Genomic DNA, 24418 nt, shown 5'->3' with positions numbered 1-24418 from the left:
GGATTCGCCGCGCGCTAGTCGACGGCGTACATCTCGTCCGCCATGATGGCCGGAAATTCTTCGGTGAGTGCGGTGGATTCGAAGCTCTCCTGGATCGCGAGCTGGGCACTGTAGGGCAGGGTGTCCATGATCTCGCGCACCCGTTCTTGCCTGCGGGCGACGGCTTGGCGGAATGGCATGCCCGGGGTGGCCTTCATCTGCGGGACGATGCCCTCGACGTCGTCGACGCCACCGGCGTGGTGACCGGCGTCGACCATGGCCTGCTCTGCTGCCATTTGCGCGTCGTCCTTCTCCTCGGACATGCCGATCGGTCCGATCATGGTGCCGTTGAGGAACTGTTTGACCACCGGCTCCTCGCTGGTGAGCAGCACCTCGCGGGGACCGAACATCACCAGTTGGCGGCGGAAGAGCATGCCGATGTTGTCCGGTACGGTGCGCGCGAGGTTGATGTTGTGCGAGACGATCAGGATCGTCGCGTCGATCTCGGCGTTGATGTCGATCAACGTCTGACTGATGTAGGTGGTGCGGACCGGATCCAGACCGGAATCCGGCTCGTCGACGAGGATGATCTGCGGGTCCAGCACCAGCGCTCGGGCCAGGCCGGCGCGCTTGCGCATGCCGCCGGAAATTTCGCCGGGCAGTTTTGTTTCGGCGCCGATCAGACCGGTCAGTTCAAGCTTTTCCATCACGATCGTGCGGATCTCGGATTCGCTCTTCTTGGTGTGCTCGCGCAGCGGGAACGCCACGTTGTCGTAGAGGTTCATCGACCCGAACAGGGCACCGTCCTGGAACAGCACCCCGAACAGCTTGCGGATCTCGTAGAGCTCCTTGGTCGAGCACTCCAGGATGTCGGTGCCGTCGATCACGATCGATCCCTGCTCCGGGCGGAGCAGACCGATCAGCGACTTCAGGAACACCGACTTACCCGTACCCGACGGGCCCAGCAACGCGCTGACCTCACCGGGCGGAAGCGTCAGCGACACGTCCTGCCAGATCTTCTGCGATCCGAAGGACTTCGTCAGATTGGTGACCGCTACCTCGACACCCATTGTTTCCTCACTCTCACGGCCTGGGGATTGGTGTTTGCAGCAGCGGTGGCCACTATCCCGCTGCCCTACTGTCAGAACAACGGTTCGAATTTGCTGATCAGCCAGGTGTCGTCGACGCGGGTGAGGCCGACCCGAATGGCGTTCTGCGACTGCGTAGTTTCGGGGCTGTTTGCCGTCGTCGTGCTCTGGTTGATGTAGACGAGTACTGATGCTTGGTCTGCGGACACCGATTCGACAGCAGAACCTGCCGCGGACGCTTGCATCGTTACCTGCTTGTCTTTTGCCGTCGGCGCGACCACATCTTTCGCGAGCTTTGTGTACGTTTCGAGGAAGTCTCCGGTCAGCACGCCGCGTGCGGCGTCCAGATCCTGATCGACGGTGTCGGGCTTGTACGACAGGAGCGCTACGGCACCGTCGGAGGCAACCTGCGTCACGGATCCGTGCGCTGCCGCGATTTCCTGGTCGGCGGCGCGTTGGCTGAAGAATTGGACCAGGACGAGGAGAAGGACGGCACCGAGTGGGATCACCGCTGCGGCCGTCATGCCGAGTCGGCGCCGACCGTCGGTTGGACCCTCCGTGTCGTACGTTCTGACGACTGATCCGGCGATGTTGTCGGCGAATGTGCGTCGCTGTCCCCGATGGAGGGGCCAGAACCGCCCGATCAGGAACAGGATCCCGTCGGCGGGCAGGCACCCGAGCCGGATGAGTGCACGGAGGACGCCGATCGGAGCTCCCGTGGTGGTGGATACCGTGCGGAGGCCCACGAGGTACTTGCCGGCGGTTCGCCCGGTGCGACCCTGATAGATGATGCTGTTGGCGACGATGACGAGCCCGGACACGGCCACGATGCCCCAACACAGGACGGCCCATACCTGCCCCGCCAGAATGTGGGACAGCATCCCTACGGAAGCCGCCGCGGTGACGGGCGGGCACATGTCGATTGCCAGTGCGCGGGCGCGGCGCACGAGTGATGCGCCCTGCTCCCTTGCGCTGTCGCGGTCGGGCTCTGCGCTCTCTTCTTTCACCTGGGTATCGATGTTCAGTGTCGTCATTGGACGAATCCCACCTTCGACAATTTGAGTTGCCCGTCGACGTCGACGACGTCCACGCGCAGCTGGTACTCCTGTGGCTCGATCGTCGCCGTCATACCGGGATCACCGCCCGGGGGTGGGGCCTGTTCTCCGGCCCCGCCTGTGGCGGGGTCAGCGGCGCCGGGCCCGGCGAGCGGTACATTGCCGTCCGCCGAAACGGCCACCAGAACAGTGGTGCTGCCGTCGTCATTTCGTCGCTCGATGCCGGATTCGACGGCATGGCCTACGGTGACGTTGCCCGCGGCTTTCATGGTGTCGAGAACGGTCTGTTTGCGGGCATCGAAGTCGTCATGCCACTGGCCGGCTGCGTTGTCGAGGATGCGTTGCACGTAGGCGTCGGGGTCTTCTTTGCTCGTCGAGATGAGCTGCACAACAGCGTCTTCGGCATAATGCACCACGGCCTGGTCCGCCGAATCGCGTTGTTCGACCGCACGGTGATCCCACCAGGCCTTGACACCGGCGGCGGAGCCGGCGAGCGAGGTCACGGCGAGGAGCATCACCGCGGCGCGGTACATTGCTGCCTTCCGGCGCCCGCGCAACGCACCACCTCGTCCGGCCGCACGCTGTGGTTGCTCGTCGGCGACCGGTGCGGGGGAATCGTCCGGCGGACGTGGTTCGGCGGCTTTCGCGGCGCGCTCGGCGGCCGCGAGTGCGGCCGCCGCTGCGGCACGGGCTTCGATTGCGTGAGCGCGCAGGGTCGTGGTGTCGACGTCGATCCGCGATCGTGGCGTGTTGGTGGATGTCTTCGTCATCCCAGCCTCCTTGGACGTTTCGAGACGGGGCATTTCACAGGGGCTCGAGTTGGGAAATGAGCCACTGATCGCCGGACGCCTCCATGCGTACTCGTACACTGCTGAAGAGGTATGTCGGATCTGGTTTCGCGGCGCTGGCCGTGGTGCCGCGGAGGAAGACGAGTACCACCGCGGAGTCGGGTTCGGCGGAAATTACCGACGCTCCGCTCGCTTCCCAATGTGTCTCGACCTGTCCTTGCTTCGCCTGCGGGACTATCGTCTCGGCGGTGAGAGTTGAGTACGAGTCCAAGAATTCGCCGGTCAGATGGCTTTTGGCCTGGGCGACGTCGTCCTCGACGGTGGGTGCCTTGTAGGTCAGGACCCCTGCGGTCAGTGCACCGGCCTTCTCCGCGACAGCGGCCCGTGTCTGTTCGGTGCGTTCGCCGGAGACGGTGAGGTGCAGGTGTGCCACGGCGGCGAAGGCCACCGCCGAAGCGGCCAGGAGCGCCACCGCAACCAGTGTGCGCGTGCGCCGCCCTCTGATGGTGGCGGAGCGGGTGAACGCGATTTCACTGCGGTAGGTCAGAGCGCCGATGGCGAGGACACCGATTGCGCCCGAAAGGATGAACCAGAGGGGGAACTCGAGAACTGCCCCGGTGGCCAGGAGGGCACCGAGTGCGACCACGGTGAGTCCGCATCTGAGGAAGACGGCGTGACGGGCGTTGGCTGGGTTCGGTTCGGCCGCTGCGGGCGGTTCCTGTGTTGGTTCCGCTGCGACATTTTTGTTCTCGAGTTCACAGGTCATGGCACGACCTCCACCTTTGACAGTTTGTAGGACCCGTCGACATCGACGATGCCGACTCGTAGACGCCAGGTTCGCGGCTCGTCCTTGGCGCCGGCGGCGTTGGTTACCTTCGACACCGCCGATACCAGGACGGTCGTGCTGCCGTCGTCGTTTCGGTCCTCGATGCCCGCACCGAGAATTTCGCCGCTCGACTCGGTCTTCGATTCCGCGATGGCGGAGACGAACTGATCTTTAGTGCCTTCGAATTCGGTGAGCCACGAGCCGGTCGCGTCGTTGATGATGCGATCCGCGCCGGCCGCGGGATCCTGCGAGCTCGGGGAGATCAGGTTGAGGACTGACTGCCGGGCAGCGCCGAGCATGGCCAGATCTTGGTCGCTGGCGTCCTGGCTGTTGCGGTGCGCGTGTGCGAGGGCGCCCGCGGCCACCACCAGGCCCACCAGGACGACCGCGAACAGCGCCGCGGCGAGGGTGTTCCATCGGCGGGTACCTGGTCTGGGGCGCCGCGGATCGTGGCGGACGGCTGGTATGTCGCCGGTATCGCCTGCTTCCTGTGCGGCGGCCGCGGCTTCTGCTGCCTCGGCCGCCTGGACGGCCGCCTCGGCGGCCTGCCGTGCGTCGAGTGCGGCGCGGACGGCGGCGACATCCGACACGGTCTCGGATTTGCGTCGGAGCATCAGTGGCCTCCTGTCAGAATCGCCTGTACGGGCGATGTTTCACCGTGCGCAGATCCCGTGTGGCTGAGATCTGTTTGCGTGTATGTTCTGCCGTCGCTGCCCTGATACTGGCCGGACCGTGGGTTGTAGCTTGCCGTCCCGATCTGAGGGGCGGGCGTCTCCGGTGTGTGGGACGCGGGGGCGGCGGAGTTGCCGGTGGTCGGTGTCGGGTCCCCCACCCAGGGGTTGGTTCCCGACGGAATGAACGGCTCGTCGCTCTTGCAGATCTCCACGGTGGGGGCGCGTTTGCCGGGTGTGTCCATGCACGGCAGGTTCCGTGCGCCGCGCACGGCAACCGACGAGTCCTGCGGCACCGCGCAGAAGATCGGGTCCGATGTGCGCGTCGGAGCGTCGACGGCCGAGCCATCGCGCCGTTCGGAGGCCGGGAGGAACCCGGTCGTGCAGGGCGGGGGTGCGTTCAGATTCAGGTTGAAGTCGAGGAATGCGCCGTTGGACGTTCCCTGATCGGGGACGTTGATCGTCTTGAGGGCGCTGACGCTGGCGGGCAGCAGTACCAGCAGCTGTTCCAGTGATTGATTGTAGGTGACCGCGACCTGACCGAGACTGGTCAGGTTGGCCGCCAGGAGCGGAGCGGTGGGGTGCAGTTGCTGGAAGAGTGCACTTGCTTCACTGGCCGCTGCGGGGCTGGTTTCCAGGATGTGCCGGACGTGCTGGTCATTCGCTTCGGCCTGTTGGACGGTGCCCGCCAGGTTCGCCACCCACTCGCGGATCGCGGGGCTGCTGACCTTTTGGGAGTCCAGAAATGGTGCCGCGTCGTTGATCAACGTGGTGGTGGCGTCGGCGTCGGTGTAGGCCTGATCCAGGACACGGTCGGACCCGTTGAGGATCCGTTGCAGCGCGGGGCCGGAGCCCTCGAACGCAGTGTGGGTCTCGTCGATCAGTGCGCTCAGCTGTTGCTGCGGGATCGAGGTGAGGCTGGCGTTGAGGGTGTCGATCATCGGTCCGATGTCTTGCGGCACACTCGCTTGGCTCGTCGGAACGACCGCCCCATCCTCGAGGAACGGTCCCTCGAGCGAGCTGGGAACGAAGTCGAGGTACTGTTCGCCGATCGCGGACCTGCTGTGCACCTGGGCCTCGGCTGAGACCGGGATGCTGACCGAACTATCGAGATTCAACGTGGCACGTGCCCCGCCGGCGGTGGGCGTGACGTCGGTGACGGTACCGATGGTCGACCCGCGATAGGTGACGTTCGCGCTGCTGTACAGCCCACCACTCGTCGGAAGTTCGACGGCGACCGAGTAGCGCCCGATGCCTACCAGCGCGGGCAACCGCATGTACACGACACCCATCGTGATCAGGGCGATGACGGTGAGGACGGCGAAGATGATCAGCTGGATCTTGACGAATTTCGACAGAATCATCGGGTACCCCTCATCGCAACGTTGTCGAGTCCCGCCGTCAGCGGGTTCTTCGTCGAGACCGCCGGAATTCGACCCTCCGTACGACCAAGGGCGGTTTCGGCGTTCGTGAGCGACCCCTCGAGGGGTGTGCCCTGCAGCAATCCTCGGTCGAGGCGTCCCATGGTGAGATCGACGGTGGCGGAGAGGTTGCCGGCGTCACCCTTGAAGAACTTCGGAATGTTTTCCAGCGGCCACGGATACGTGGGAAGCAGCCCCAATGCCTGGGTGAGGTCGGAACCGGAGTTGCCGAGTTCGCGCAATACCGGCTCGAGCTCACGGACGTTGGTCTGTACGTCCTGCGAGCTCGCCGTGACCACCCGGTTCGCCGAGTCGGCGAAGTTTCCGACGGAGGTCACCGTGTCGGTGAGCTTCCTCTGCTGTTCGTCGAGGATGGCGAGCGCGGGCGGGATCCGTTCGAGGGCGCCGGCCAGTACGGCGTTCTGCTGGTCGACGGTCGAGGCAAGGCGATCGAGGCCTTCGGCGGCGGTGATGATGTCGTCGCGCTGTTCGTTCAGACTGCCGCTGAACGTGTCCGCTTGATTGAGTAGGTCGCGGACTTCTACCTCGTGCCCGGACAACCCGGCGTTGAGTTCACCACTGATCTCCTGGATCTGTGCGAGGCCTCCGCCGTTGAGCACGGTCGACACCGACGCCAGTGTCTGTTCCGTGGTCGGATACGTGCTGGCGTTGTCGATCGGGATCGTGTCACCGTCGCGGAGTTCGCCCGCGGGCGGTTCCGTCAATGGTGGTGCCAGTTCGATGTGCAGCGAACCGAGCAAACTGGTCTGCCCCACCTTCGCCGTCGCGTTGCCGGGGAGGTGGACGTCGGACTCGAGTGAGACCGTGACGACGGCGTGCCATCCGGCGAGCTGCACATCGTCGACGTTGCCGACCGTGACATCGCCGACGCGTACCCGACTGTTGCGTTGGATCGATGTCACATTCGGCATCTCGATCTTGACGGTGTACGCGCCGTCGTCGGAACCGGCGGTTCCTGGCAGTGGCAGGGAATTGGCGCCTTGCCAATCGCACCCCGACACCGTGAGGGTGAATCCGACGACCAGTGCCACGAGGGCACCCCGGGTGAGTTTGTTGTTGGCCATTATCGCCCACCTCCAGCGGGTGCCGGGATTCCGAGTAGCCCTGCCAGCCCCGCAGGTGCGCCGACGGGCTCGACGGCTGCGGGAGCAGGGACCGTGCCGCGCAGCCACTCTTCGCTGTAGTCGATCTGCTCGGGTCTGACCTGTTTGCCGGCCACCGGGTTGATTCCGACCGGTGGGTAGTTCATCTGCACGAGCTGCAATACCGGTGCCAGCTGTTGGACACATAGTTTCGCCGCCTCGGCGGCACCGAGCTGACTTGCCGCCTGGATTGCACCGCAGATGAACTGCACCGGGTTCTGGAGCTGGGTGACAGCCAGCGCGCCGGTGAAGGACCCGTGCGCGGGTTCATAGATGTTGTAGAAGTTCTGGATCGCCGTCGGACCGACGTGCAAGAGTTGCTCGATGTCGGGCCGTATCTCGTTCAACGACGTTGTCACGGTGGCGAGGTCGCTCACCGATTTGCTGAGCCCGTCGCGGTTGTCTTTGACAAACTGCCCCAGCCGGCTGGTCATCGCATCGATGTTCTGCAATGCGGTCGCCAGTTCTTGATCGGAGTTATCGAGCACCGACGACACCGAGGCGACGTTCTGATTGAGCTCGACGATTTGATCGTCGCTAGCGGCGAGTGCGGTCATGAAGGCCTGCAGGTTGCGCACGGTGGCGAAGAGATCATCGCGGCCGTCCGACATCGTGGACATGGCATCGGAGAGCTTGGTCAATGTCGAGTTGATGTCGTCCCCCTTGCCGGCCAACGACTCGGCTGCGGTGTCGACGAAGTCACCGAGAGAGCCGGCCTTGTTGGCCTCGGTCGGGCCGATCGATTCGGCGAGGTGCTGCAGCTGTTCCCGAAGGTCGTCCCATTCCACTGGCACAGCGGTGCGTTCGATCGGGATCTGTCCGCCGTCACTCAGTTCGGGGCCGCCGGTGTACGCGGGTGTCAGTTGGATCGCACGTGAGGAGATCAGGCTCTGCGAGAGTACCGCCGCCTTGGCCTGCTGAGGGACCTTGTAGTCGGCGTCGTAGTGGAACCCCACCCGCATCCGCTCGCCGTCCGGATCGATGGAATCGATCACCCCGACGTCGACGCCGAGGATCTTGACCTTGTCCCCGACGTACAGACCGTTGGTGTTCTCGAAGTACGCGACCGCGGACCTCGTGGTGACGCGGTCGTACGCACGCCATGCGAGGCCGAGCATTCCGGCCACGAGGAGGACGACGATGGTCAGAATGGTGATTTGCCGTCGGGTCGATCCGCGTGTCATCAAAGACGCGAACATGCTCATCCTCCCAGTCCGGGTAGCGGCGGAAGTCCAGGCAGCTGCGGGAGTGGCGGCAGGCCAGGCAGGCCCGGCAGTGCGGGTGGTCCGGGCTGGGCCGGAGCGGCTGCGGGAGCGGCGGGGTCGCCGGGTTGGACGGGGCAGGTGCTCGGATCGGGTAGCGGGGTGGTGTGGCCGGGCGGGACCAGTCCTGGGGCCGCGTTGTGTCCACATGTCACCGGGAACTGGTTTTGCCCGTTGAGCGTGCCGGGGTTGACGCCTTGCTCCCGGAAGGCGGCGTCGATGAAGGGCTGCAGGAACTGGCCGGGAAGTAGATTCATGATGTAGGCCTTGAAGAACGGGCCGGAGGCCACCGATTCACCGAGCGAGGTGACATATTGGCTTGCCGGCAGGATCGCCTTCTTCACATCGTCCTTACGTTCGTTCAAAAGTGCTGTCACACCGTTGAGTTGATCGAGTACTGGTCGGAGTTGGGCTTCGTTGTCATCGACCAGCGATGCCACCTGCGCGGTGACGGCGGACAGGTTCACCAGGAGCGTGTCGATTGCCTGTCGGCGCTGATCGAGCGCGGTGAAGAGGGTGTTGCTGTCGAGGAGCAGCTTGTTGATCTGCTGGCTGCGTCCGCCGAGGACCTTGGTCAGTGACTCCGCGTTGTGGAACAGATCCTTGACCATCTGGTCACGGGTGCCCACGGTGTCCGAGAGCCGGGAGACCCCGTCGAGCGCGGCACTGAGGTTCGGTGCGGTCTGATCGAGAGTTTGGCTCAGGGTGTCCAGTGCGTTGGTGACCTGGTCGGTGTCCAAGTTGCTCACGGTGGTGGACAGGTCGCCGAGCGCATCGGTCAGGAGATAGGGGGTGGAGGTGTGCTCGAGCGGGATCGGCTGATCGGGTGAGAGCGCCTTGTCGCCCTTCGGCGTCACCTGCAGGAACTTTCGTCCGAGCACGGTCAGTGTCTTGATCGATACCTCGGAGGCCTCGCCCAGACGCGGTCCGTCCACGCTGAATGCGATCCGGACCTTGTCGCCGTCGAGGTCGATGTCTTCGACATCCCCGACGTGGACGCCGGAGAGGAACACCTTGTCGCCGGTCTCGAGCCCGCCTGTGTCACCGACGTATGCGGTGTAGGTCACCGACGAGCTCAGTGTGGAGGCGATGCGGTCGAAGTTGACCGAGATCAGCACCAGGGCCGCGACCACCAGGACGCCGATCAGACCGGTGCGTACGGTGTTGGATTTCTGTGTTCGGCTCACTGTGCTGTACACCTTCCTGCCCGCTGTCCGATGATCGGGATGAGGGCGGGATTGCCGTCAGGGCCATTGACTTTCAATGTGACATCGCAGAGGTAGAACGTGAAGAAGTCGCCGTAGAGTCCGAGTCGGGCGAGGCGGCCATACGCATCGGGGAGTGCGCTGAGCGCCCAGTTGACGTAGTCCTTGTCGGCATTGATGTTGCCGGCGACTCGTCCGATCTCGGTGACGTCGTTCCTGATCGCCGGGCGGGCGTTCACCAGGAGGTCGGCGACGGAGGCGGACGCGTCGTTGACGCGGACCAGGGCATCGCCGATCGGGTCGGACTGCTCGGAGAGTCCACTGATGACTTGCTGCAGTTTGTCGACACCTTCGTCGAACTGCTTGTTGTGTTCGTCGACCGTGCCGAGGACCCGGTTGAGGTTGTCGATCACCGAGCCGATCAGCTGATCCCGGTCGGCCAGTGCGGAGGTCAGTTCGCCGGATTGTTTCAGGAAGTCCGATACCGTTCCGCCCTGTCCTTGCAGGACATGCACAAGTGAGGTGGAGAGCTTGTTGACCTGGTCGGGGTCCAGTGCTTTGAACAGTGGCCGGAAGCCGTTGATCAGGGCGTCGAGATCCAGCGCGGCCATCGTGCGATCTGCCGGGATGGTCGAGTCCTCGGGCTGTGTGGTGTTGGACCCGGGGCTGTCGAGCAGTTCGAGGTAGTGGGCTCCGATGAGGTTCTCGTACCGCACGGCGAGCTTGGTGGATTCGGTGAACGGCACGGCCTTGGTGAGCGAGAACTCGACCAGGGCGGTGGCCTCGTCGACGATCTCGACGGACTTCACCTTCCCGACTTCGACGCCGGCGACCCGCACGAACTCGTCCGACTTCAAACCGGATGCGTCCGCGAAGGCGGCCTTGTAGGTTCGTTCGCTGCCGAATCGCACTTGCGAGAAGACCACGACGACCGCGGCGGTGAAGAGCACCATGATCACCGCGAAGAGGGCCAAACGTGCAATGGTTCCAGTGATTTTCATTAGCGTGCAGGCCCTCCCACGATATTCCCGAACAGATAGTCGACGAAGAACGGGGAACCCAGACGGGGGGTGGTCGAATCGGCGATCGAGGCGCCGGTGTCGGTGACCAGCACGGGCGCCGGGTACATGTCTTTGGTGATCATCGGATAGCACCCCGGCTGCCCGCCCGGACCGCCGGAGGCCTCGACCTTCGGAAGGTTCTCGGGGTAGCGATACGGGTCGTCGCCGGGAAGGAATCCGACATCGAGGTCGGCGGAGTATCCGGTGTTGCCACCGAACGCGTGCATCTGCGCATTGCGCGCGTCGACGGATTGTTGCAGTAGGCAGGTGATCTCGGGGCTGTACTTGGACAGAAGGCCGGTGGTCGGCAGCAGTAGCCGCATGGAATCGACCAGCCCGCGTTCGAGGTCATTGGTCAGCGCCGCGCCGTCGTTGCCGAAGTTCACCGCCGCGGTCAGCGTCGCATCGAGTTGGTCCTCTCTCTCGACGACCGAATCCGACGTCGTGGAGGCGAATTTCAGCAGGTCCATCAGGGTCGGCGCGACATCCGCATAGGTGTTGACGACGGTGGAGGTGTCGCGGAGGTCGCTCTGCAGTTGCGGCAGAGCTGGGTTGAGTCGAACGAGGACGGAATCGGCCTTGACCATGGTGTCGCCGAGCTGCTCCCCGCGGCCGCGCAGACCCTCGGCGACCGCGCCGAGTGCCGAGTTCAGCTTCGCCGGGTCGACGTGGTGCATCACCGACGTCAAGTTCTCGAATACGGTGTTGATCTCGGTCGTGACGTTGCCCGACCGGACTTCACTTCCTGCGGCCAGCGGGCTGCTGTCCTGTCCTGCGCTGGTCAGTGCGACATACTTGGCGCCGAACGCCGTCGTCGCTTTGATCTCGGCGGTGGTGTCGGCCGAGAGCAGGTCGAAGCGTGCCGAATCGATATCGAGGCTCAGTCGCGAGGTGCCGGCCACCTGCTGGACTTCCTTGACCCTGCCGATCTCGACACCATTGAGTTGGACCTTGGCCCCGGGTTCCATCACCAGGCCGGACCTGTCGGCGACGACGGTCAACGGAACGGTTTCCTCGAAGGCCCCGCGGAATGTCTGCATGCACAGCACCAGGGCCGTGATGACGCCGACCAGCATCGCGGCGCCGGCGACCCGCAGCGGTGGCTGTTTGTAGTGTGATTTGTTGCGTGTTCCCATCAGCGCGTCCCCCGTCTAACCGGCCAGGTTGAAATTGCCGGATGTTCCGTAAATGGCAAGTGAGGCAAACAGAACCACCATCACCACCGCGATCAGTGATGTGCGTACGGCCCGTCCGACCGCCTCGCCTACGCCGGCGGGGCCACCGGCGGCGTTGTAGCCGTAGTAGCAGTGGATCAGCATGACCACGGTGGCCATCAGTAAGGCCTCCAGGAAGGACCAGAACAGGTCGCTCGTCCGCAAGAAGGTGAAGAAGTAGTGGTTGTAGACGCCGGCGGACTGGCCGTAGATCCCGGTGGTCGTCACCTGCGCCGCGAGGAACGACATGATGACGGCCATGGAGTACAGCGGGATGATCGCGACGATGCCGGCGATGGCCCTGGTCGACACCAGGTAGGACATCGACCGGATGCCGGTCACTTCGAGTGCGTCGATTTCCTCGCTGATCCGCATCGCCCCCAGCTGGGCGGTGGCGCCCGCACCGATGGTCGCTGCCAGCGCGATACCGGCGACCACGGGTGCCATGATCCGCACGTTGCAGAACGCGGCGAAGAACCCGGTCAGTGCCTCCACGCCGATGTTGCCCAGCGAGTTGAATCCTTGGATAGCGGCGAGGGTTCCGCCGGCGAAGGTCATGAATCCCACGATCGCCACGGTGCCGCCGATCACCGCCAAGGCCCCGGATCCCATGCCGATTTCGGCGATCAGCCGGAGGGTTTCGCGTGAGTATGTCTTCAGGGCGTGCGGAGTGAACCGGATGGTTCGCCAGAAGAAGACTGCCTGTTCACCGAGGGATTCGAGGAACCGCAGCGGCGCCGCCGCGACCTTCGATGCTCGTCGTTTGCCGGTCAGGCTGCCTGTCACGGTCATCGCCCCGTTCCGTATTTCACGCCGATGGCGGTGACAATCACATTGACCGCGAACAAGGCCATGAAGGCGTACACGACCGTCTCGTTGACGGCGTCGCCGACGCTCTTCGGGCCGCCCTTCACCGTGAGCCCACGATGGCACGCCACCAGACCCGCGATGAGCCCGAACAAGCACGCCTTGACCTCGGAGATGATGACCTCCGGCAATCCGGTGACGAAGGTCAGAGACGACACGTATGCGCCCGGGGTGACGTTTTGGAAGACGACGGAGAAGAAGAAGCCTCCGACGATGCCGATCGTGATCACCAGCCCGTTCAGCAGCAGCGCCACCAGGGTGGAGCCGAGCACGCGCGGGACCACCAGACGCTGGATCGGGTCGATGCCCAGGACTTTCATGGCGTCGATCTCCTCGCGGATCGTCCGGGCTCCGAGATCGGCGCAGATCGCGGTGGCTCCGGCGCCGGCCACGACCAGAACGGTGACGAGCGGGCCGATCTGGGTGACCGCGCCGAGTGCCGCACCGGCACCGGACAGGTCGGCAGCACCGAACTCGACCAGGAGGATGTTGAGGGTGAAGACCACCAGAACGGTGAACGGCACCGCGACCAGCAGGGTGGGCAGCAACGCGACACGAACGATGAACCAGGACTGCAGAACGAACTCTCGCCATTGGAACGGGGGCCGGAACAGCGCCCGGAATGTCGCCGCGCACATCTCGAAGAATGCGCCCAGGGGCCGCACTGCCGATTCGGCCCAGATCCGAGCCTTCCCGGGCTTGCGGACAGGCGCGTCGTCGCGGCCCGGTGCACGCGGATCTACAGCGAGCGGTGGGGAACCGGTCACCGGTTTCCTCCTCGTCAAATGGAAAATGAAGTGTGTCGAGCGACTAATCGGGCTACTCGGGCCCATCCACAACCAGATATGTTGTGCGCCGCATCACATTTGAATGGTAGGGCTACGCTCGATCACAACACAAGTAAATTGCGATTCACTTCCTCCGTTTGGGGGAGCAATCTCACCCCGAAGTGGCAGGAAACCGCGTCGGAGTTCCCCCCGAGGGGGGATGAGGGGAGGAGAAAGTGATCCGCAATGTACTTTCGCCCGTGGGACCTCCCGTAGCGGCGTAGGGAACGGCCGACCCGCCCAGCGGCAAGGAGACAACCGCCGGCGACGCGGCTACAGACCCCTGTCGCCCCTGCTGTCGCCGCGCGCGGATGGGGTTCTCGGCGCGTACACGAAAGCCCTCCGGCGTCCTGCTCGGGACAGGAAACCGGAGGGCTTCGTGGCAGCCGATCAGTCGTTGAGCTGCTCGGGCTGCAGAAGATACTCGCCGATGTACGTGCGAGATTGGTCGGAGTTGAGCGGCTGGAACATCGAGGCCGCCGAATCGCGGTACAGACGCTCGAAGATCGCCCCCTTACGGAACGACGACCCACCGGCCATGCTCATGGCGTGCCTGGTCATGTGCATGACGTTTTCGGCGACGAAGGTCTTGGCCAGGCCGATGTACGGGAAGCGGAGCTCCAACGGCCATTCGTCGTCCTTGCCGTCGAGGAGTTCCTGGCAGGTCTGGTAGAGGACCCGGCGCGAGATCTCCACCCGCGAGGCCATGTCGCCGATACCGTCGATGATGTGGCCGACGCCGGAGACCTTGGTGTCTTCTGCGACGATGGCACCGAAGGTGGCGCCGAGGGTCTTCTTCGACAGGGTGGCGCGAGATTCCTCGAGAACGCGGTACTGCATACCCAGGTAGATGCTCGCGAACATCAGTGACGCCCACTCGAGGACGCCGAACGCACCGGAGCGCCACTCACAGATGAACCCGTCTTCCGGAACGTAGTAGCCATCGAAGTGGATGGTCTGCGTACCGGTGGCATGCATACCGAGAGCGTCCCAGGTCTTTTCGATGCGGATGCCGTCTCCCTGGCCGTTCTCGTCGACGTTGAAGTCGCCGATGAAAAAGCTCTCCGCGTTGACGCGGTCCTGGAAGTCCTCCGGGAGATTTCCCTCGGCGTCGGTGATCGTCGCGTTGGTGGTGATGATGTCCGCGGCCTCGCAGAGTGTTCCCCACGTCTTCTTGCCGTAGAGCTTCCATCCGCCGTTGGGCTGGGGAATGGCCTTCATGTCGGCGAGACCGCTGAATCCGGCCCGCTGCTCGGAGAAGGGACCGAACATGATCTCGCCGTCGGCGACGCGCCCGAGCCAGTACTTGTTCTGCTCTTCACTCATCAGGTTGCCGGCGATGCCGACCATGATGTAGTGCATGTTGTAGGCCAACGTGATTGCGGAGTCGCCTTTCGACAACTCACTGATGACCTTCGAGGCCTGCAGCAGGTTGCCGCCGGGCCCGCCGAACGCCTTCGGCACCGGAAGGGTTCCGAGCCCGGATTCCTTGAACGCCTTGATGGACGGGTATGCGAACGTGTTTTCCGCGTCGTACTTGGGGCCGATCTCGCGGAAGAACTTGGACAGCTCTTCCGCCTTTTCGAAGTAGGGCTGAAACTCTTCGTCGGTCATGTCCTGCTCTAGCATGTGCACTCCAATTGCTGTGTCGTTAAATGAGTTGTTCAAGCGTGGTGTCAGTCGATCAAGAGGTCTTCGCGGCCGTTTTCCTTCAGAAGCTGCTTGTAGACGTCGAACAGGCCGCCCGTGAGCGGGAGAAGCTTGAGCGCCACCGAGCGTTTGCCGTCGAGCTTGACCTTCCGCTGTGCCATCGCGAGGGTGAAGTTGAGCTTGCCCTGCCAGAACTTGTTGCTGTTGTCCGACGACATCCGCAACTGCACCGTGGACGCCATTCCCTCGGTCGCATCGCCCGTGGTGACCTTCTGTCCCGGGAAGTCGATGATCATCACCGCGTCCGGATCTGTCTGGATCAGCTTGATCACCAGACCGGTCCCCGCGGTCGCGTCGATGAAGGTCTTTTCCTTCGTGGCTCTGTCGAAAATTCCACCGATATAGGTGTAGACCTCGTCGGCGTTGGCGAATGTACTCATGTCGACCCTTCGGTTCCGGTGCTGGATGAACCAAGTGTGGCAGCGGTCACTCCGTGTCCACACCCCTCTGAAGAGGGATTTCACCCCCACGTTGGGGAGATAAGTCGGCGACGCAGTTCGAGATGCCCGCACGGCCCTGAGGGTGCCTTTGCGCGCCGGCGACGAGCTCGCCGGTTCCCGAGATGGGCTATTTCGCAACAGTTTCAAGCGGAACGACAGGGAGAGTGTCGGCCGTTTGGACTTGGCAGGACCGGATCGAGGTTCGCCGGATCTGGCTCGGGGGTGGCAGACGGCGGAAGTACACGGTTGCCTTGCGCGCCTCATCCGCTTCCGGCGTCCCACAGATCTTCAGGTCGGCGGATGGCAGCGCCCTCCCCCGTCGAAACGCGGAAAGGCCGCGTCGTCTTCGACGCGGCCTTCGTGAGCGAGTTACAGCAACGATCTACCGGAGGGGTGTTCGTGCCAGGGCTGCCCCTCTGGGGGGCGGGTAGACCCCTCGCAGCGTTAACCACGGCAGTGACTCGTTCACAACGTGGTCCAGCACTGCGGGTTCCGACATTGGCAGAAGGGTGACGCCGTCGACGACGCCGACGACGTACAGATCCGCGATCAGGCTGGCGAGTCCGATGGGCGTGCCGATGTATTCCAGGGACTCGCTCGGCCGTGGGCCGGGCAGCGTGCTGTCGAGCGTCATCAGTTCCTTGCGCGCGGTCCGGGCCTCCGGGGCGATGAGCACCGCAATGTCGACGAGCACCGCGATGTCGTCGGGATGGCCTCCCTTGGCCTGGATCTCCGATCGCAGCGTCGCGCGTTCTCGATGAGCTTGGGCCATGTCTGCGGCCTGTATCCGCACGATCGTCGCGTGATCGTGCGGGAGACCGCCGTCGTCGTCGGCTCGGCGCAGGTCAACCCAGCGAGACTCTGGACGTCCGGCCCGGGGGTCGATGCTGAGCGCGGGGTGGTGGCCGTGGCCGTTGAGTTCCGCGGCGATCCTCAGGGCGGGTCGGGACGTTCCGTGCAGGCGTGTCATGGCACATTTTCTCCAGTGGGGGTGCGGGGAGGCAGTGGCCGTGGCGGTCTACGACCCGAACGGTACGGCCCGGTGATAGCGGCCCTCGTGATACAGCAGGGGGGCCGCGTCCGACGTTGCGTCGGGGTCTTCGATGTGGATTTCCTCGACCGCCCCGATGACCAAGGTGTGATCGCCGGCCTCGATCAGCTGATGCACACCGGTCCGCAACCAGCAGTGCGTGCCGCGCAGGAGGGGCTCTCCGGTGGACAATGTCACCCAGGCCGATTCGTCGGCGAATCGCTGATCGGCACTCGCGGAAAAGCGTTGCGCGAGTGGGAGTTGGTGATCTCCGACCAAGTGGACGATCAACGACTGCGCCTGGTGTAGAGCAGCGATGCTCGACGAGGTGTGTGCGATATTGAAGGACACCAGTGGCGGGTTCAGTGACAGGGACGAGAACGAGGTCGCGGTGAACCCGACCGGTCCGTTCGCGGAGTCGAGGGTGATGATCGTGACGCCGGCAGGATGGCGACGAAGTGCCGTCCGGTAGAGATCGGCATCGATGGTGGTGGACGCTCCCGCCCTGTGGGCGGAGTTGTCGAGGGACTGGGACAACGGATTCTCCATTCAAGCGGGAAGGGTTCTCTGCAGCCGACGGCGATCTTCCTCGGCATTTAGTGAAGCCTGATGTACATGATCTGAGATTGCCGCTGCGTTACCACCTACGATAGCGCCGATTCTGGGTGATCTCAAGATGTAAGTGTACGGCGATTCACTTTTGGGTTACTCTGGTCACAGCTTCGATGCTCGCCCTCGTCGGTGAGAGTCCCCAGATCTGACAGAAAGGCGTACGGATGCCCGTACTCGACTCGGTGATCGACACGTCATCGGATACCTATCAGGAGAACCGCCGAGTTCAGCTCGCCGCGGTCGCCGCGCTCAATGAGCAACTCGAACTCGTCATCGCCGGTGGTGGCCAGCGGTACACCCAACGTCACCACGATCGCGGACGCCTGCTCGTCCGCGAACGTATCGAGCTTCTCATCGACCGCGATGCCCCGTTCATGGAGTTGTCACCGTTGGCGGCGTGGGGAACTCAGTTCAACGTCGGGGCGGCCATCGTCACGGGCGTGGGCGTCGTCTCCGGCGTCGAAACCATGATCATCGCCCACGACCCCACGGTGCGGGGCGGCACGATGAATCCCTTCACGTTGAAGAAGAATCTGCGCGCGTTGGAGATCGCTCGCGTGAACCGGCTGCCCGTGGTCTACCTGGTGGAGTCGGGCGGCGCGGACCTGCCGACGCAATCGGAACTCTTCGTGTTCGCCGGCAAGATCTTCCACGACCTGAGCGAGCTGTCGTCGATGGGAATTCCGACCATCGCGCTGGTCTTCGGCAATGCTACCGCCGGCGGCGCGTACGTCCCCGGCATGTGCGACTACGCGGTGTTGGTCGACAAACAGGCCAAGGTGTTCCTCGGTGGTCCCCCGCTGGTGAAGATGGCCACCGGAGAGGACGCCAACGACGAGGACCTCGGGGGCGCCGACATGCACTCGCGCGTGTCCGGTGTGGCCGACCAGTTCGCCGTCGACGAGAACGACTGCATCAGAATCGGCCGCGACATCGTCAGCCACCTCAACTGGCGCAAGTTCGGGCCCGCCCCGTCCGCGACCGCCGACGACCCGCTGTACGACCCCGAGGAACTCCTCGGTATCGCCTCGGGGGACCCGCGGGTCCCGTTCGATCCCCGCGATGTCATCGCCCGGGTCGCCGACGGCTCGAGGTTCTCCGAGTACAAACCACGCTACGGGTCCAGCCTGGTGACCGGGTGGGCGTCGATCCACGGCTTTCCGGTCGGAATCCTCGCCAACCACCGCGGCGTTCTCTTCAGCGAAGAGGCCAAGAAGGCCACCGAATTCATCCTGTTGGCGAACCAGACCGACACCCCGTTGATCTTCCTGCACAACACCACCGGCTACATGGTCGGCACCGAGTACGAGCAGGGCGGCATCATCAAGGACGGTGCCAAGATGATCAATGCGGTCACCAACAGCAAGGTCCCGCACATCACGATCAACGTGGGCGGCTCCTTCGGTGCCGGAAACTACGGAATGTCCGGCCGCGCATACGATCCACGCTTCATGTTCACGTGGGCCAATGCCAAGCTCGCGGTGATGGGCGCCCAGCAACTCGCCGGCGTGATGTCGATTGTCGGCAAGACCGCCGCAGAGTCCGCAGGTCGTGAATTCGACGTGGAGGCCGATGCCGCACGCACCGCCGCGATCGAGCAACAGATCGAAGCCGAATCACATCCCTTCTTCATCTCCGGACGCCTCTACGACGACGGCGTCATCGATCCGCGTGACACCCGTGCGATCCTCGCGATCGCCTTGTCCGCCGCCCATTCCAACCACATTGCCGGCCAGCGTGGCTACGGCGTCTTCAGAATGTGAGTACCGCAGTGTCAACGATCACCAAGCTGCTGATCGCCAACCGAGGCGAAATCGCGTCGCGCATCATCCGGACGGCGCGCGAAATGGACATCTCGACGGTGGCGCTCTATTCCGACGCCGATCGCCACTCGCCGTACGTGCTCGAGGCCGACGAATCCATCCACCTTCCCGGCACCACCCCCACCGACACCTACCTTCAGGTCGATCTGGTTGTCGCGGCCGCACACCGAACCGGCGCGAACGCCATCCACCCCGGCTACGGGTTCCTCTCGGAAAACGAGGACTTCGCACGACGGTGCAAGGACGAGGGCATCATCTTCGTCGGTCCCTCACCCGAAGCGATCGCCGCGATGGGATCGAAGATCGAGGCCAAACGCATCATGGCGGATGCGGGAGTCCCCGTGCTGCCGGGAATGGTGATCGAGAACGAATCCGACGAGGATCCCGAGCGGCTGCGGGCGGCGGCGGACGACATCGGATTGCCGGTCCTGGTCAAGGCCGCGTTCGGCGGCGGCGGCCGCGGGATGCGGATCGTCAACGACCGCGACGAGATCGTCGAAGCGGTCCGCAGCGCCCGCCGCGAGGCACAGTCGGCGTTCGGCAACGGCACCGTCTTCCTGGAGAAGTTCGTCCAGTCGCCGCGGCACATCGAGGTGCAGATCTTCGGTGACAGCTTCGGCAACGTCGTCCATCTGGGCGAACGAGAATGCTCCATCCAGCGTCGCTACCAGAAGATTGTCGAGGAGTCGCCCTCGACGGCGGTCGACCGGGAGTTGCGCGAAGAACTCGGCGCCGCCGCGGTCTCGGCGGGTAAGGCACTCAACTACGAGGGCGCCGGCACCGTCGAATTCGTGATGGCACCCGACGGCGCCTTCTATTTCCTCGAGGTCAACACCCGACTGCAGGTGGAACATCCGGTCACCGAACTCGTCACCGGAACAGACCTGGTGCGCGGCCAGCTCCTCGTCGCCGCCGGCCAGAAGCTGCCCCCCGAGATCGAATCACCGGAGTTCAACGGACATGCGGTCGAGGTTCGGCTCTACGCCGAGGACGTACCGGCCGGATTCGTGCCGGTATCCGGGAAGCTGACCACCTTCGAGATCGCCGACCTCCCCGGCATCCGCGTCGACGCCGGATTCGCCTCGGGGTCCACCGTCAGTACCTTCTACGATCCGATGCTGGCGAAGGTGATCGGATTCGGCCGTACCCGGGAAGAGGCCTGCGACCGGGTGGCCCGGGCCCTGGACGAATCACTCATCCACGGCGTGACCACCAACCGTGACCTGCTGATCGGCATTCTCCGAGAACCCGAGTTCCGCAACGGTCAGACCGACACCGGCTACCTCGACCGGCACTCGGTCGCCGATCTGACCGCCAGTCGTGTGAACGGTGATGCCACTACCGCGACCCACGCGCTCGTCGCCGCACTCGCCGCTCAGACCGAGCGACGAGCGACGGCGCCGACGCTGCCGGGACTGCCCTCCGGCTTCCGCACCGTCCGCAGTGCACCGCAGGCAGTGCTGTTCCGCAACGGTGACAACGAGATCGAGATCGCATACGAGTTTCTCCGCGACCGGCTCAACGCGGCCGCCGACGGACGTGACATCGAAGACATCGAGCTGATCGAGGCCTCCCCCACTCTCGTCGACGCGGTCATCGAGGGTGTGCGCCGCCGCTACTCGATCGTCCGAGACGGTGCCGCGCACTTCGTCAACAGCGCCCTCGGTGCCACCGAACTGCACGAGGTGGAGCGGTTCCCCGACCCGAGCGATGTGCAGGAGTCCGGTTCCCTGCTCGCGCCGATGCCCGGGGCGGTGGTGCGGATCGAGGTATCCGAGGGAGACGAAATCACGGCCGGGGCCGCCGTCGTCGTGCTCGAGGCCATGAAGATGGAGCACACGGTCAAGGCCCCCATTGACGGGGTGGTGACAAAGCTTCCCGTCACCGTCGGCCAGCAGGTCGACTCCGGCACCGTGCTCGCCGTGGTGCACGACGGGCAGGAGGACGCATAGATGGCACACGACGCCTCCACCGCGGCAGTCACCTACGAGGTGCGCAATTCCATCGCCTGGCTCACGATCAACCGTCCCGATGCCCGCAACAGTCTCAACCGCGCGGTCCGAGAGGGCCTGTTCGCCGGCGTCCGGCGCTTCAACGACGACGAGTCCGCGAAGGTCCTCGTCCTCACCGGCAGCGGCGACAAGGCGTTTTGCGCCGGCGGGGATCTCAAGGAGATGAGCCAGGAACAACTCACCGTCCCGCCCGTGGACTTCGTTCCCCAGTTCGGGCGGAACATCGAGGTCGACAAGCCGACCATCGCGGCGGTCAATGGCGCCGCCTTCGCCGGCGGCTTCCTCCTAGCACAGACCTGCGACCTCTGCATCGCCTCGAGTACGGCAACCTTCGCCATTTCCGAGGTGAAGATCGGCCGCGGCTCGCCCTGGGCGGCTCCGCTGCCGCTGATGATCCCGCCGCGGATTGCGATGGAAATCGTGCTCACCGGCGCGGCCCTGACTGCCCAGCGCGCCTACGAGATCGGCTTCGTCAACCGCGTCGTCGAGCCCGGCGAATTGGCCGACGCGACACAACGATTCGCCGAGCTGATCGCAGCGAATGCCCCGTTGTCGGTGAGTGCGGGAAAGAAGACGGCCAAGCTGACCGCCGAGCATCCACTGTCCGGCGCGTTCGAGATGGCCGAAAAGATCTGGGAACCGGTGTACCTCAGCGACGACGCGCAAGAGGGAATGCTCGCCTTCAGCGAAAAACGGCGCCCGCACTGGAAGGGGCACTGATGGCACTGGACTATGAGGCACTTCTCGACGACCTCGATGTCGAGACCGTACGGCTGATCCTCGTTCTTCGCGACCTCACACCGGATCAATGGGAGATCGATACCCCAGCCGAGGGCTGGGCCCTGCGCGATCAGGTCTCGCATCTGGCCTTCTTCGACGACGCCGCACGAACCGCGATGGACGATCCCCAGCGGTTCCGCGAAGAATCCGCCGCCCTGATTGCCGGCGGAATGGATTTTCCGGACCGGATTGCTCGTGACCTGCGAACGATGTCCCACCAGGACCTGATCGACTGGTTCGTGCACTCTCGAAGCGAGTTGCTCAAGACGCTGCGACGGACCGAACCGAAGGCACGGATGCCCTGGTACGGACCCGATATGAGTGCCGCCTCTTCGGCAACCGCACGGTTGATGGAGACGTGGGCCCACGGCCGGGATATCTACGATGCCCTCGGCGTACGACATCAGGCCAGTCCGGGTTTGCGCAGCATCGCGCACCTGGGGGTGAGTACCTTCGCCTTCGCCCATCAGCTCAATGGGCTGTCGGTGCCCGAGCAGCCTGTCCGGGTGGTGCTGCAAGCCCCGGACCCCGACGCCGATGCGTGGACGTGGGGGCACGCTGACGCCGAGAACGCCGTCGTGGGTCCGGCCGAGGACTTCGTCCTCGTCGTCACGCAACGACGCAACGTGGCCGACACTCGCCTCGTCGTCACCGGCCCCGTCGCTCACACCTGGATGGGCATCGCCCAAGCCTTCGCCGGGGCCCCCGGCCCCGGCCGACCCAGTCTCGCCGCCCCGTCAACCACTGGAGGAACCCGATGAGAGAGTCTGACGCCCCGCGTCGGCCGATCCGTATCGGCAACGCATCGGGATTCTATGGCGACCGGCTCTCGGCCTTCCGCGACATGGTGGACGGCAGCCCGGTCGATGTGATCACCGGTGACTACCTGGCCGAACTGACCATGCTCATCCTCTGGAAGGCCCGCAAGAAGGACCCCGCCACCGGCTACGCGAAAACGTTCCTCACCCAGGCCCGTCAATCACTCGCCGATTGCGCCGCCAAGGGAATCAAGATCGTCGTGAATGCGGGCGGCCTCAATCCTGCCGGTCTCGCCGACGAGGTCCGCAAGCTCATCGCCGATCAGGGGCTCGATCTGTCCGTCGCGCATCTCGAGGGCGATGACATCCGGCCAAGGCTCGAATCACTCCTGGCCGACGGGCACGAGTTCCGGCACCTCGACAAGGGGCTCACGCTGGCAGAGGCCGGGGTGAGCCCGGTGTCGGCGAACGCGTACCTCGGTGGCTGGGGTATCGCCGCAGCACTGAACAACGGTGCCGACGTGGTGATCTGTCCACGCGTCACCGACGCAGCACTCGTCGTCGGCACCAGCGCGTGGTGGCACGGCTGGGGGCGCACCGACTTCGACGCCCTTGCCGGGGCGGTGGCAGCCGGACACATCATCGAGTGCGGCCCGCAGGCAACGGGGGGCAACTATTCACAAATCCGGGAAGTGCACGATCGTCGGTATCCGGGCTCCCCGATCGCCGAAATTGCGCACGACGGGAGCTTTGTCATCACCAAGGACCCCGGAACCGGGGGCCTGGTGTCCGTGGGAACCGTCACGGCCCAGTTGTTGTATGAGATCGATGGCCCCCTCTACCTGAACCCGGACGTCGCCGCGCACTTCGAGACCATCGAGATCACCCAAGAAGGACCCGACCGGGTCCGGGTGGCCGGAACCACGGGAAGTCCCCCGCCGCCCGACCTGAAGGTGGCAATGAACTACATCGGCGGCTTCCGCAACACGATGACCCTGGTCCTCACCGGACTCGACATCGAAGAAAAGGCCGCCTGGGCGGTCGACGAGCTGTTCGAGATCCTGGGTGGGAAAGAAAAGTTCGACGACGTCGATATCCAACTGCTCCGCTACGACATTCCCGACCCGCCCACCGCCGCTCAATCGACAGCGCACCTGCGGGTAACTGTCAAAGATGCCGATCGCGCCAAGGTCGACCGCGCGTTCTCCAACTCGGTCACCGAGATCGCCGTCGCCGGCTATGCGGGTTTCCACACCACCACCCCGCCGTCGTCGGCATCGGAGTTCGGGGTCTACTGGCCCTCACTCATCCCGGCGAACGAAATCGAGCATGTGGTCCTCCATGCCGACGGAACCAAGGACCTCATCGACCACTGCCCGCGGACCCAGAGACCGGCACTGACGCCGGCACCGTCGACGCCGCACACGGACGTGGCCGACACGGTATCCACCACTCGTCTACCGTTGGGGTCCGTCGTTGCCGCCCGCTCCGGCGACAAGGGTGGCAAGGCGAATGTCGGTGTGTGGACCGACACCCCGGAACGGTGGAACTGGCTGCGCCGTCACCTGACCGTCGAGAAGTTCATCGACCTGGTCCCCGAGGCGGCATCCTTGCCCGTACACCGTTACGAGCTCCCGAACCTTCGGGCACTGAACTTCGTCATCGTCGGATTCCTGGGCGACGGCGTGGCGTCCTCGACCCGCACCGATGCACAGGCCAAGAGTCTCGGTGAGTACCTGCGCGCCCGTCACACCGACATCCCGACGACATTGCTCCCCGAGACCAACTGACGCACCGGCGGCGACCGCCGCCCCACGGAGGAACCA

General features: G+C 64.5%; 22 protein-coding genes. 5 read left to right on the top strand and 17 right to left on the bottom strand.

Features of this window, described 5'->3' with window-relative positions:
- Nucleotides 1–14: 14 nt before the first annotated feature.
- The 17 genes from ACNJ7E_RS02530 to ACNJ7E_RS02450 form a co-directional block, all read right to left on the bottom strand.
- Nucleotides 15–1049 carry an ABC transporter ATP-binding protein gene (locus tag ACNJ7E_RS02530; protein WP_072949389.1) on the bottom strand — a complete coding sequence of 345 codons (1035 nt, stop codon included), beginning with the start codon at nucleotides 1047–1049 and terminating at the stop codon, nucleotides 15–17.
- Between the two features lie 71 nt (nucleotides 1050–1120).
- Nucleotides 1121–2101 carry an RDD family protein gene (locus ACNJ7E_RS02525; RefSeq protein ID WP_072949387.1) on the bottom strand — a complete coding sequence of 327 codons (981 nt, stop codon included), beginning with the start codon at nucleotides 2099–2101 and terminating at the stop codon, nucleotides 1121–1123.
- Nucleotides 2098–2892, bottom strand: a complete 795-nt coding sequence (locus tag ACNJ7E_RS02520) for a hypothetical protein (protein WP_072949386.1) — start codon at nucleotides 2890–2892, stop codon at nucleotides 2098–2100. Before ACNJ7E_RS02520 ends, ACNJ7E_RS02525 begins: the two co-directional genes overlap by 4 nt.
- Before the next feature lie 34 nt (nucleotides 2893–2926).
- The gene (locus ACNJ7E_RS02515; RefSeq protein ID WP_072949384.1) at nucleotides 2927–3676 is read right to left on the bottom strand and encodes a hypothetical protein; all 750 of its coding nucleotides are present in this window, start codon (nucleotides 3674–3676) and stop codon (nucleotides 2927–2929) included.
- On the bottom strand, nucleotides 3673–4350 hold the full coding sequence (locus tag ACNJ7E_RS02510; protein ID WP_072949382.1) for a hypothetical protein: 678 nt from the start codon (nucleotides 4348–4350) through the stop codon (nucleotides 3673–3675). The genes ACNJ7E_RS02515 and ACNJ7E_RS02510 overlap by 4 nt, the downstream gene beginning before the upstream one ends.
- A complete protein-coding gene (locus ACNJ7E_RS02505) occupies nucleotides 4350–5771 on the bottom strand; it encodes an MCE family protein (RefSeq protein ID WP_418339009.1) in 1422 nt (473 codons plus the stop codon). The genes ACNJ7E_RS02510 and ACNJ7E_RS02505 overlap by 1 nt, the downstream gene beginning before the upstream one ends.
- A complete protein-coding gene (locus ACNJ7E_RS02500) occupies nucleotides 5768–6913 on the bottom strand; it encodes an MCE family protein (RefSeq protein WP_418339008.1) in 1146 nt (381 codons plus the stop codon). Before ACNJ7E_RS02500 ends, ACNJ7E_RS02505 begins: the two co-directional genes overlap by 4 nt.
- Nucleotides 6913–8175, bottom strand: a complete 1263-nt coding sequence (locus ACNJ7E_RS02495) for an MCE family protein (protein ID WP_418339007.1) — start codon at nucleotides 8173–8175, stop codon at nucleotides 6913–6915. The genes ACNJ7E_RS02500 and ACNJ7E_RS02495 overlap by 1 nt, the downstream gene beginning before the upstream one ends.
- A gap of 17 nt (nucleotides 8176–8192) precedes the next feature.
- On the bottom strand, nucleotides 8193–9440 hold the full coding sequence (locus ACNJ7E_RS02490; RefSeq protein WP_072949374.1) for an MCE family protein: 1248 nt from the start codon (nucleotides 9438–9440) through the stop codon (nucleotides 8193–8195).
- The gene (locus ACNJ7E_RS02485; RefSeq protein ID WP_016881222.1) at nucleotides 9437–10459 is read right to left on the bottom strand and encodes an MCE family protein; all 1023 of its coding nucleotides are present in this window, start codon (nucleotides 10457–10459) and stop codon (nucleotides 9437–9439) included. Before ACNJ7E_RS02485 ends, ACNJ7E_RS02490 begins: the two co-directional genes overlap by 4 nt.
- Nucleotides 10459–11655: an MCE family protein gene (locus tag ACNJ7E_RS02480; protein WP_072949372.1), complete on the bottom strand. Its 1197-nt coding sequence runs from the start codon at nucleotides 11653–11655 to the stop codon at nucleotides 10459–10461. Before ACNJ7E_RS02480 ends, ACNJ7E_RS02485 begins: the two co-directional genes overlap by 1 nt.
- A 15-nt stretch (nucleotides 11656–11670) precedes the next feature.
- Nucleotides 11671–12525 (bottom strand): MlaE family ABC transporter permease, encoded by an 855-nt coding sequence (locus ACNJ7E_RS02475; RefSeq protein WP_072949370.1) that lies wholly within the window; start codon nucleotides 12523–12525, stop codon nucleotides 11671–11673.
- Nucleotides 12522–13238, bottom strand: a complete 717-nt coding sequence (locus tag ACNJ7E_RS02470) for an MlaE family ABC transporter permease (RefSeq protein WP_230990442.1) — start codon at nucleotides 13236–13238, stop codon at nucleotides 12522–12524. The genes ACNJ7E_RS02475 and ACNJ7E_RS02470 overlap by 4 nt, the downstream gene beginning before the upstream one ends.
- Nucleotides 13239–13817: 579 nt before the next feature.
- A complete protein-coding gene (locus ACNJ7E_RS02465) occupies nucleotides 13818–15056 on the bottom strand; it encodes an acyl-CoA dehydrogenase family protein (protein ID WP_072949368.1) in 1239 nt (412 codons plus the stop codon).
- Between the two features lie 47 nt (nucleotides 15057–15103).
- Nucleotides 15104–15517, bottom strand: coding sequence for an SCP2 sterol-binding domain-containing protein (locus ACNJ7E_RS02460; protein WP_005563683.1), 414 nt, complete (start codon nucleotides 15515–15517; stop codon nucleotides 15104–15106).
- A 442-nt stretch (nucleotides 15518–15959) separates the two neighbouring features.
- On the bottom strand, nucleotides 15960–16547 hold the full coding sequence (locus ACNJ7E_RS02455) for a hypothetical protein (RefSeq protein ID WP_418339006.1): 588 nt from the start codon (nucleotides 16545–16547) through the stop codon (nucleotides 15960–15962).
- A gap of 48 nt (nucleotides 16548–16595) precedes the next feature.
- The gene (locus tag ACNJ7E_RS02450; protein WP_072949364.1) at nucleotides 16596–17156 is read right to left on the bottom strand and encodes a flavin reductase family protein; all 561 of its coding nucleotides are present in this window, start codon (nucleotides 17154–17156) and stop codon (nucleotides 16596–16598) included.
- A gap of 227 nt (nucleotides 17157–17383) precedes the next feature.
- On the opposite strand from ACNJ7E_RS02450, the gene ACNJ7E_RS02445 reads away from it, so the two are divergent.
- The 5 genes from ACNJ7E_RS02445 to ACNJ7E_RS02425 are packed head-to-tail and all read left to right on the top strand — an operon-like array spanning nucleotide 17384 to nucleotide 24382.
- Nucleotides 17384–18982 (top strand): acyl-CoA carboxylase subunit beta, encoded by a 1599-nt coding sequence (locus ACNJ7E_RS02445; protein ID WP_072949362.1) that lies wholly within the window; start codon nucleotides 17384–17386, stop codon nucleotides 18980–18982.
- Nucleotides 18983–18990: 8 nt separating this feature from the next.
- Nucleotides 18991–20994, top strand: coding sequence for an ATP-binding protein (locus ACNJ7E_RS02440; RefSeq protein ID WP_418339005.1), 2004 nt, complete (start codon nucleotides 18991–18993; stop codon nucleotides 20992–20994).
- Complete coding sequence (locus tag ACNJ7E_RS02435) at nucleotides 20995–21774, top strand: enoyl-CoA hydratase/isomerase family protein (protein ID WP_109336040.1); 780 nt, start codon at nucleotides 20995–20997, stop codon at nucleotides 21772–21774.
- Nucleotides 21774–22595, top strand: coding sequence for a TIGR03084 family metal-binding protein (locus ACNJ7E_RS02430; RefSeq protein WP_418339004.1), 822 nt, complete (start codon nucleotides 21774–21776; stop codon nucleotides 22593–22595). The genes ACNJ7E_RS02435 and ACNJ7E_RS02430 overlap by 1 nt, the downstream gene beginning before the upstream one ends.
- On the top strand, nucleotides 22592–24382 hold the full coding sequence (locus ACNJ7E_RS02425) for an acyclic terpene utilization AtuA family protein (RefSeq protein WP_418339003.1): 1791 nt from the start codon (nucleotides 22592–22594) through the stop codon (nucleotides 24380–24382). Before ACNJ7E_RS02430 ends, ACNJ7E_RS02425 begins: the two co-directional genes overlap by 4 nt.
- The last annotated feature ends 36 nt before the right edge of the window (nucleotides 24383–24418 follow it).

The organism is Rhodococcus mengyinensis, assembly GCF_048381435.1.
GTDB lineage: Bacteria > Actinomycetota > Actinomycetes > Mycobacteriales > Mycobacteriaceae > Rhodococcus_F > Rhodococcus_F opacus_D.
The sequence above is the reverse complement of the archived record's forward strand: the minus strand, read 5'-3'. Positions and strand labels throughout refer to the sequence as shown.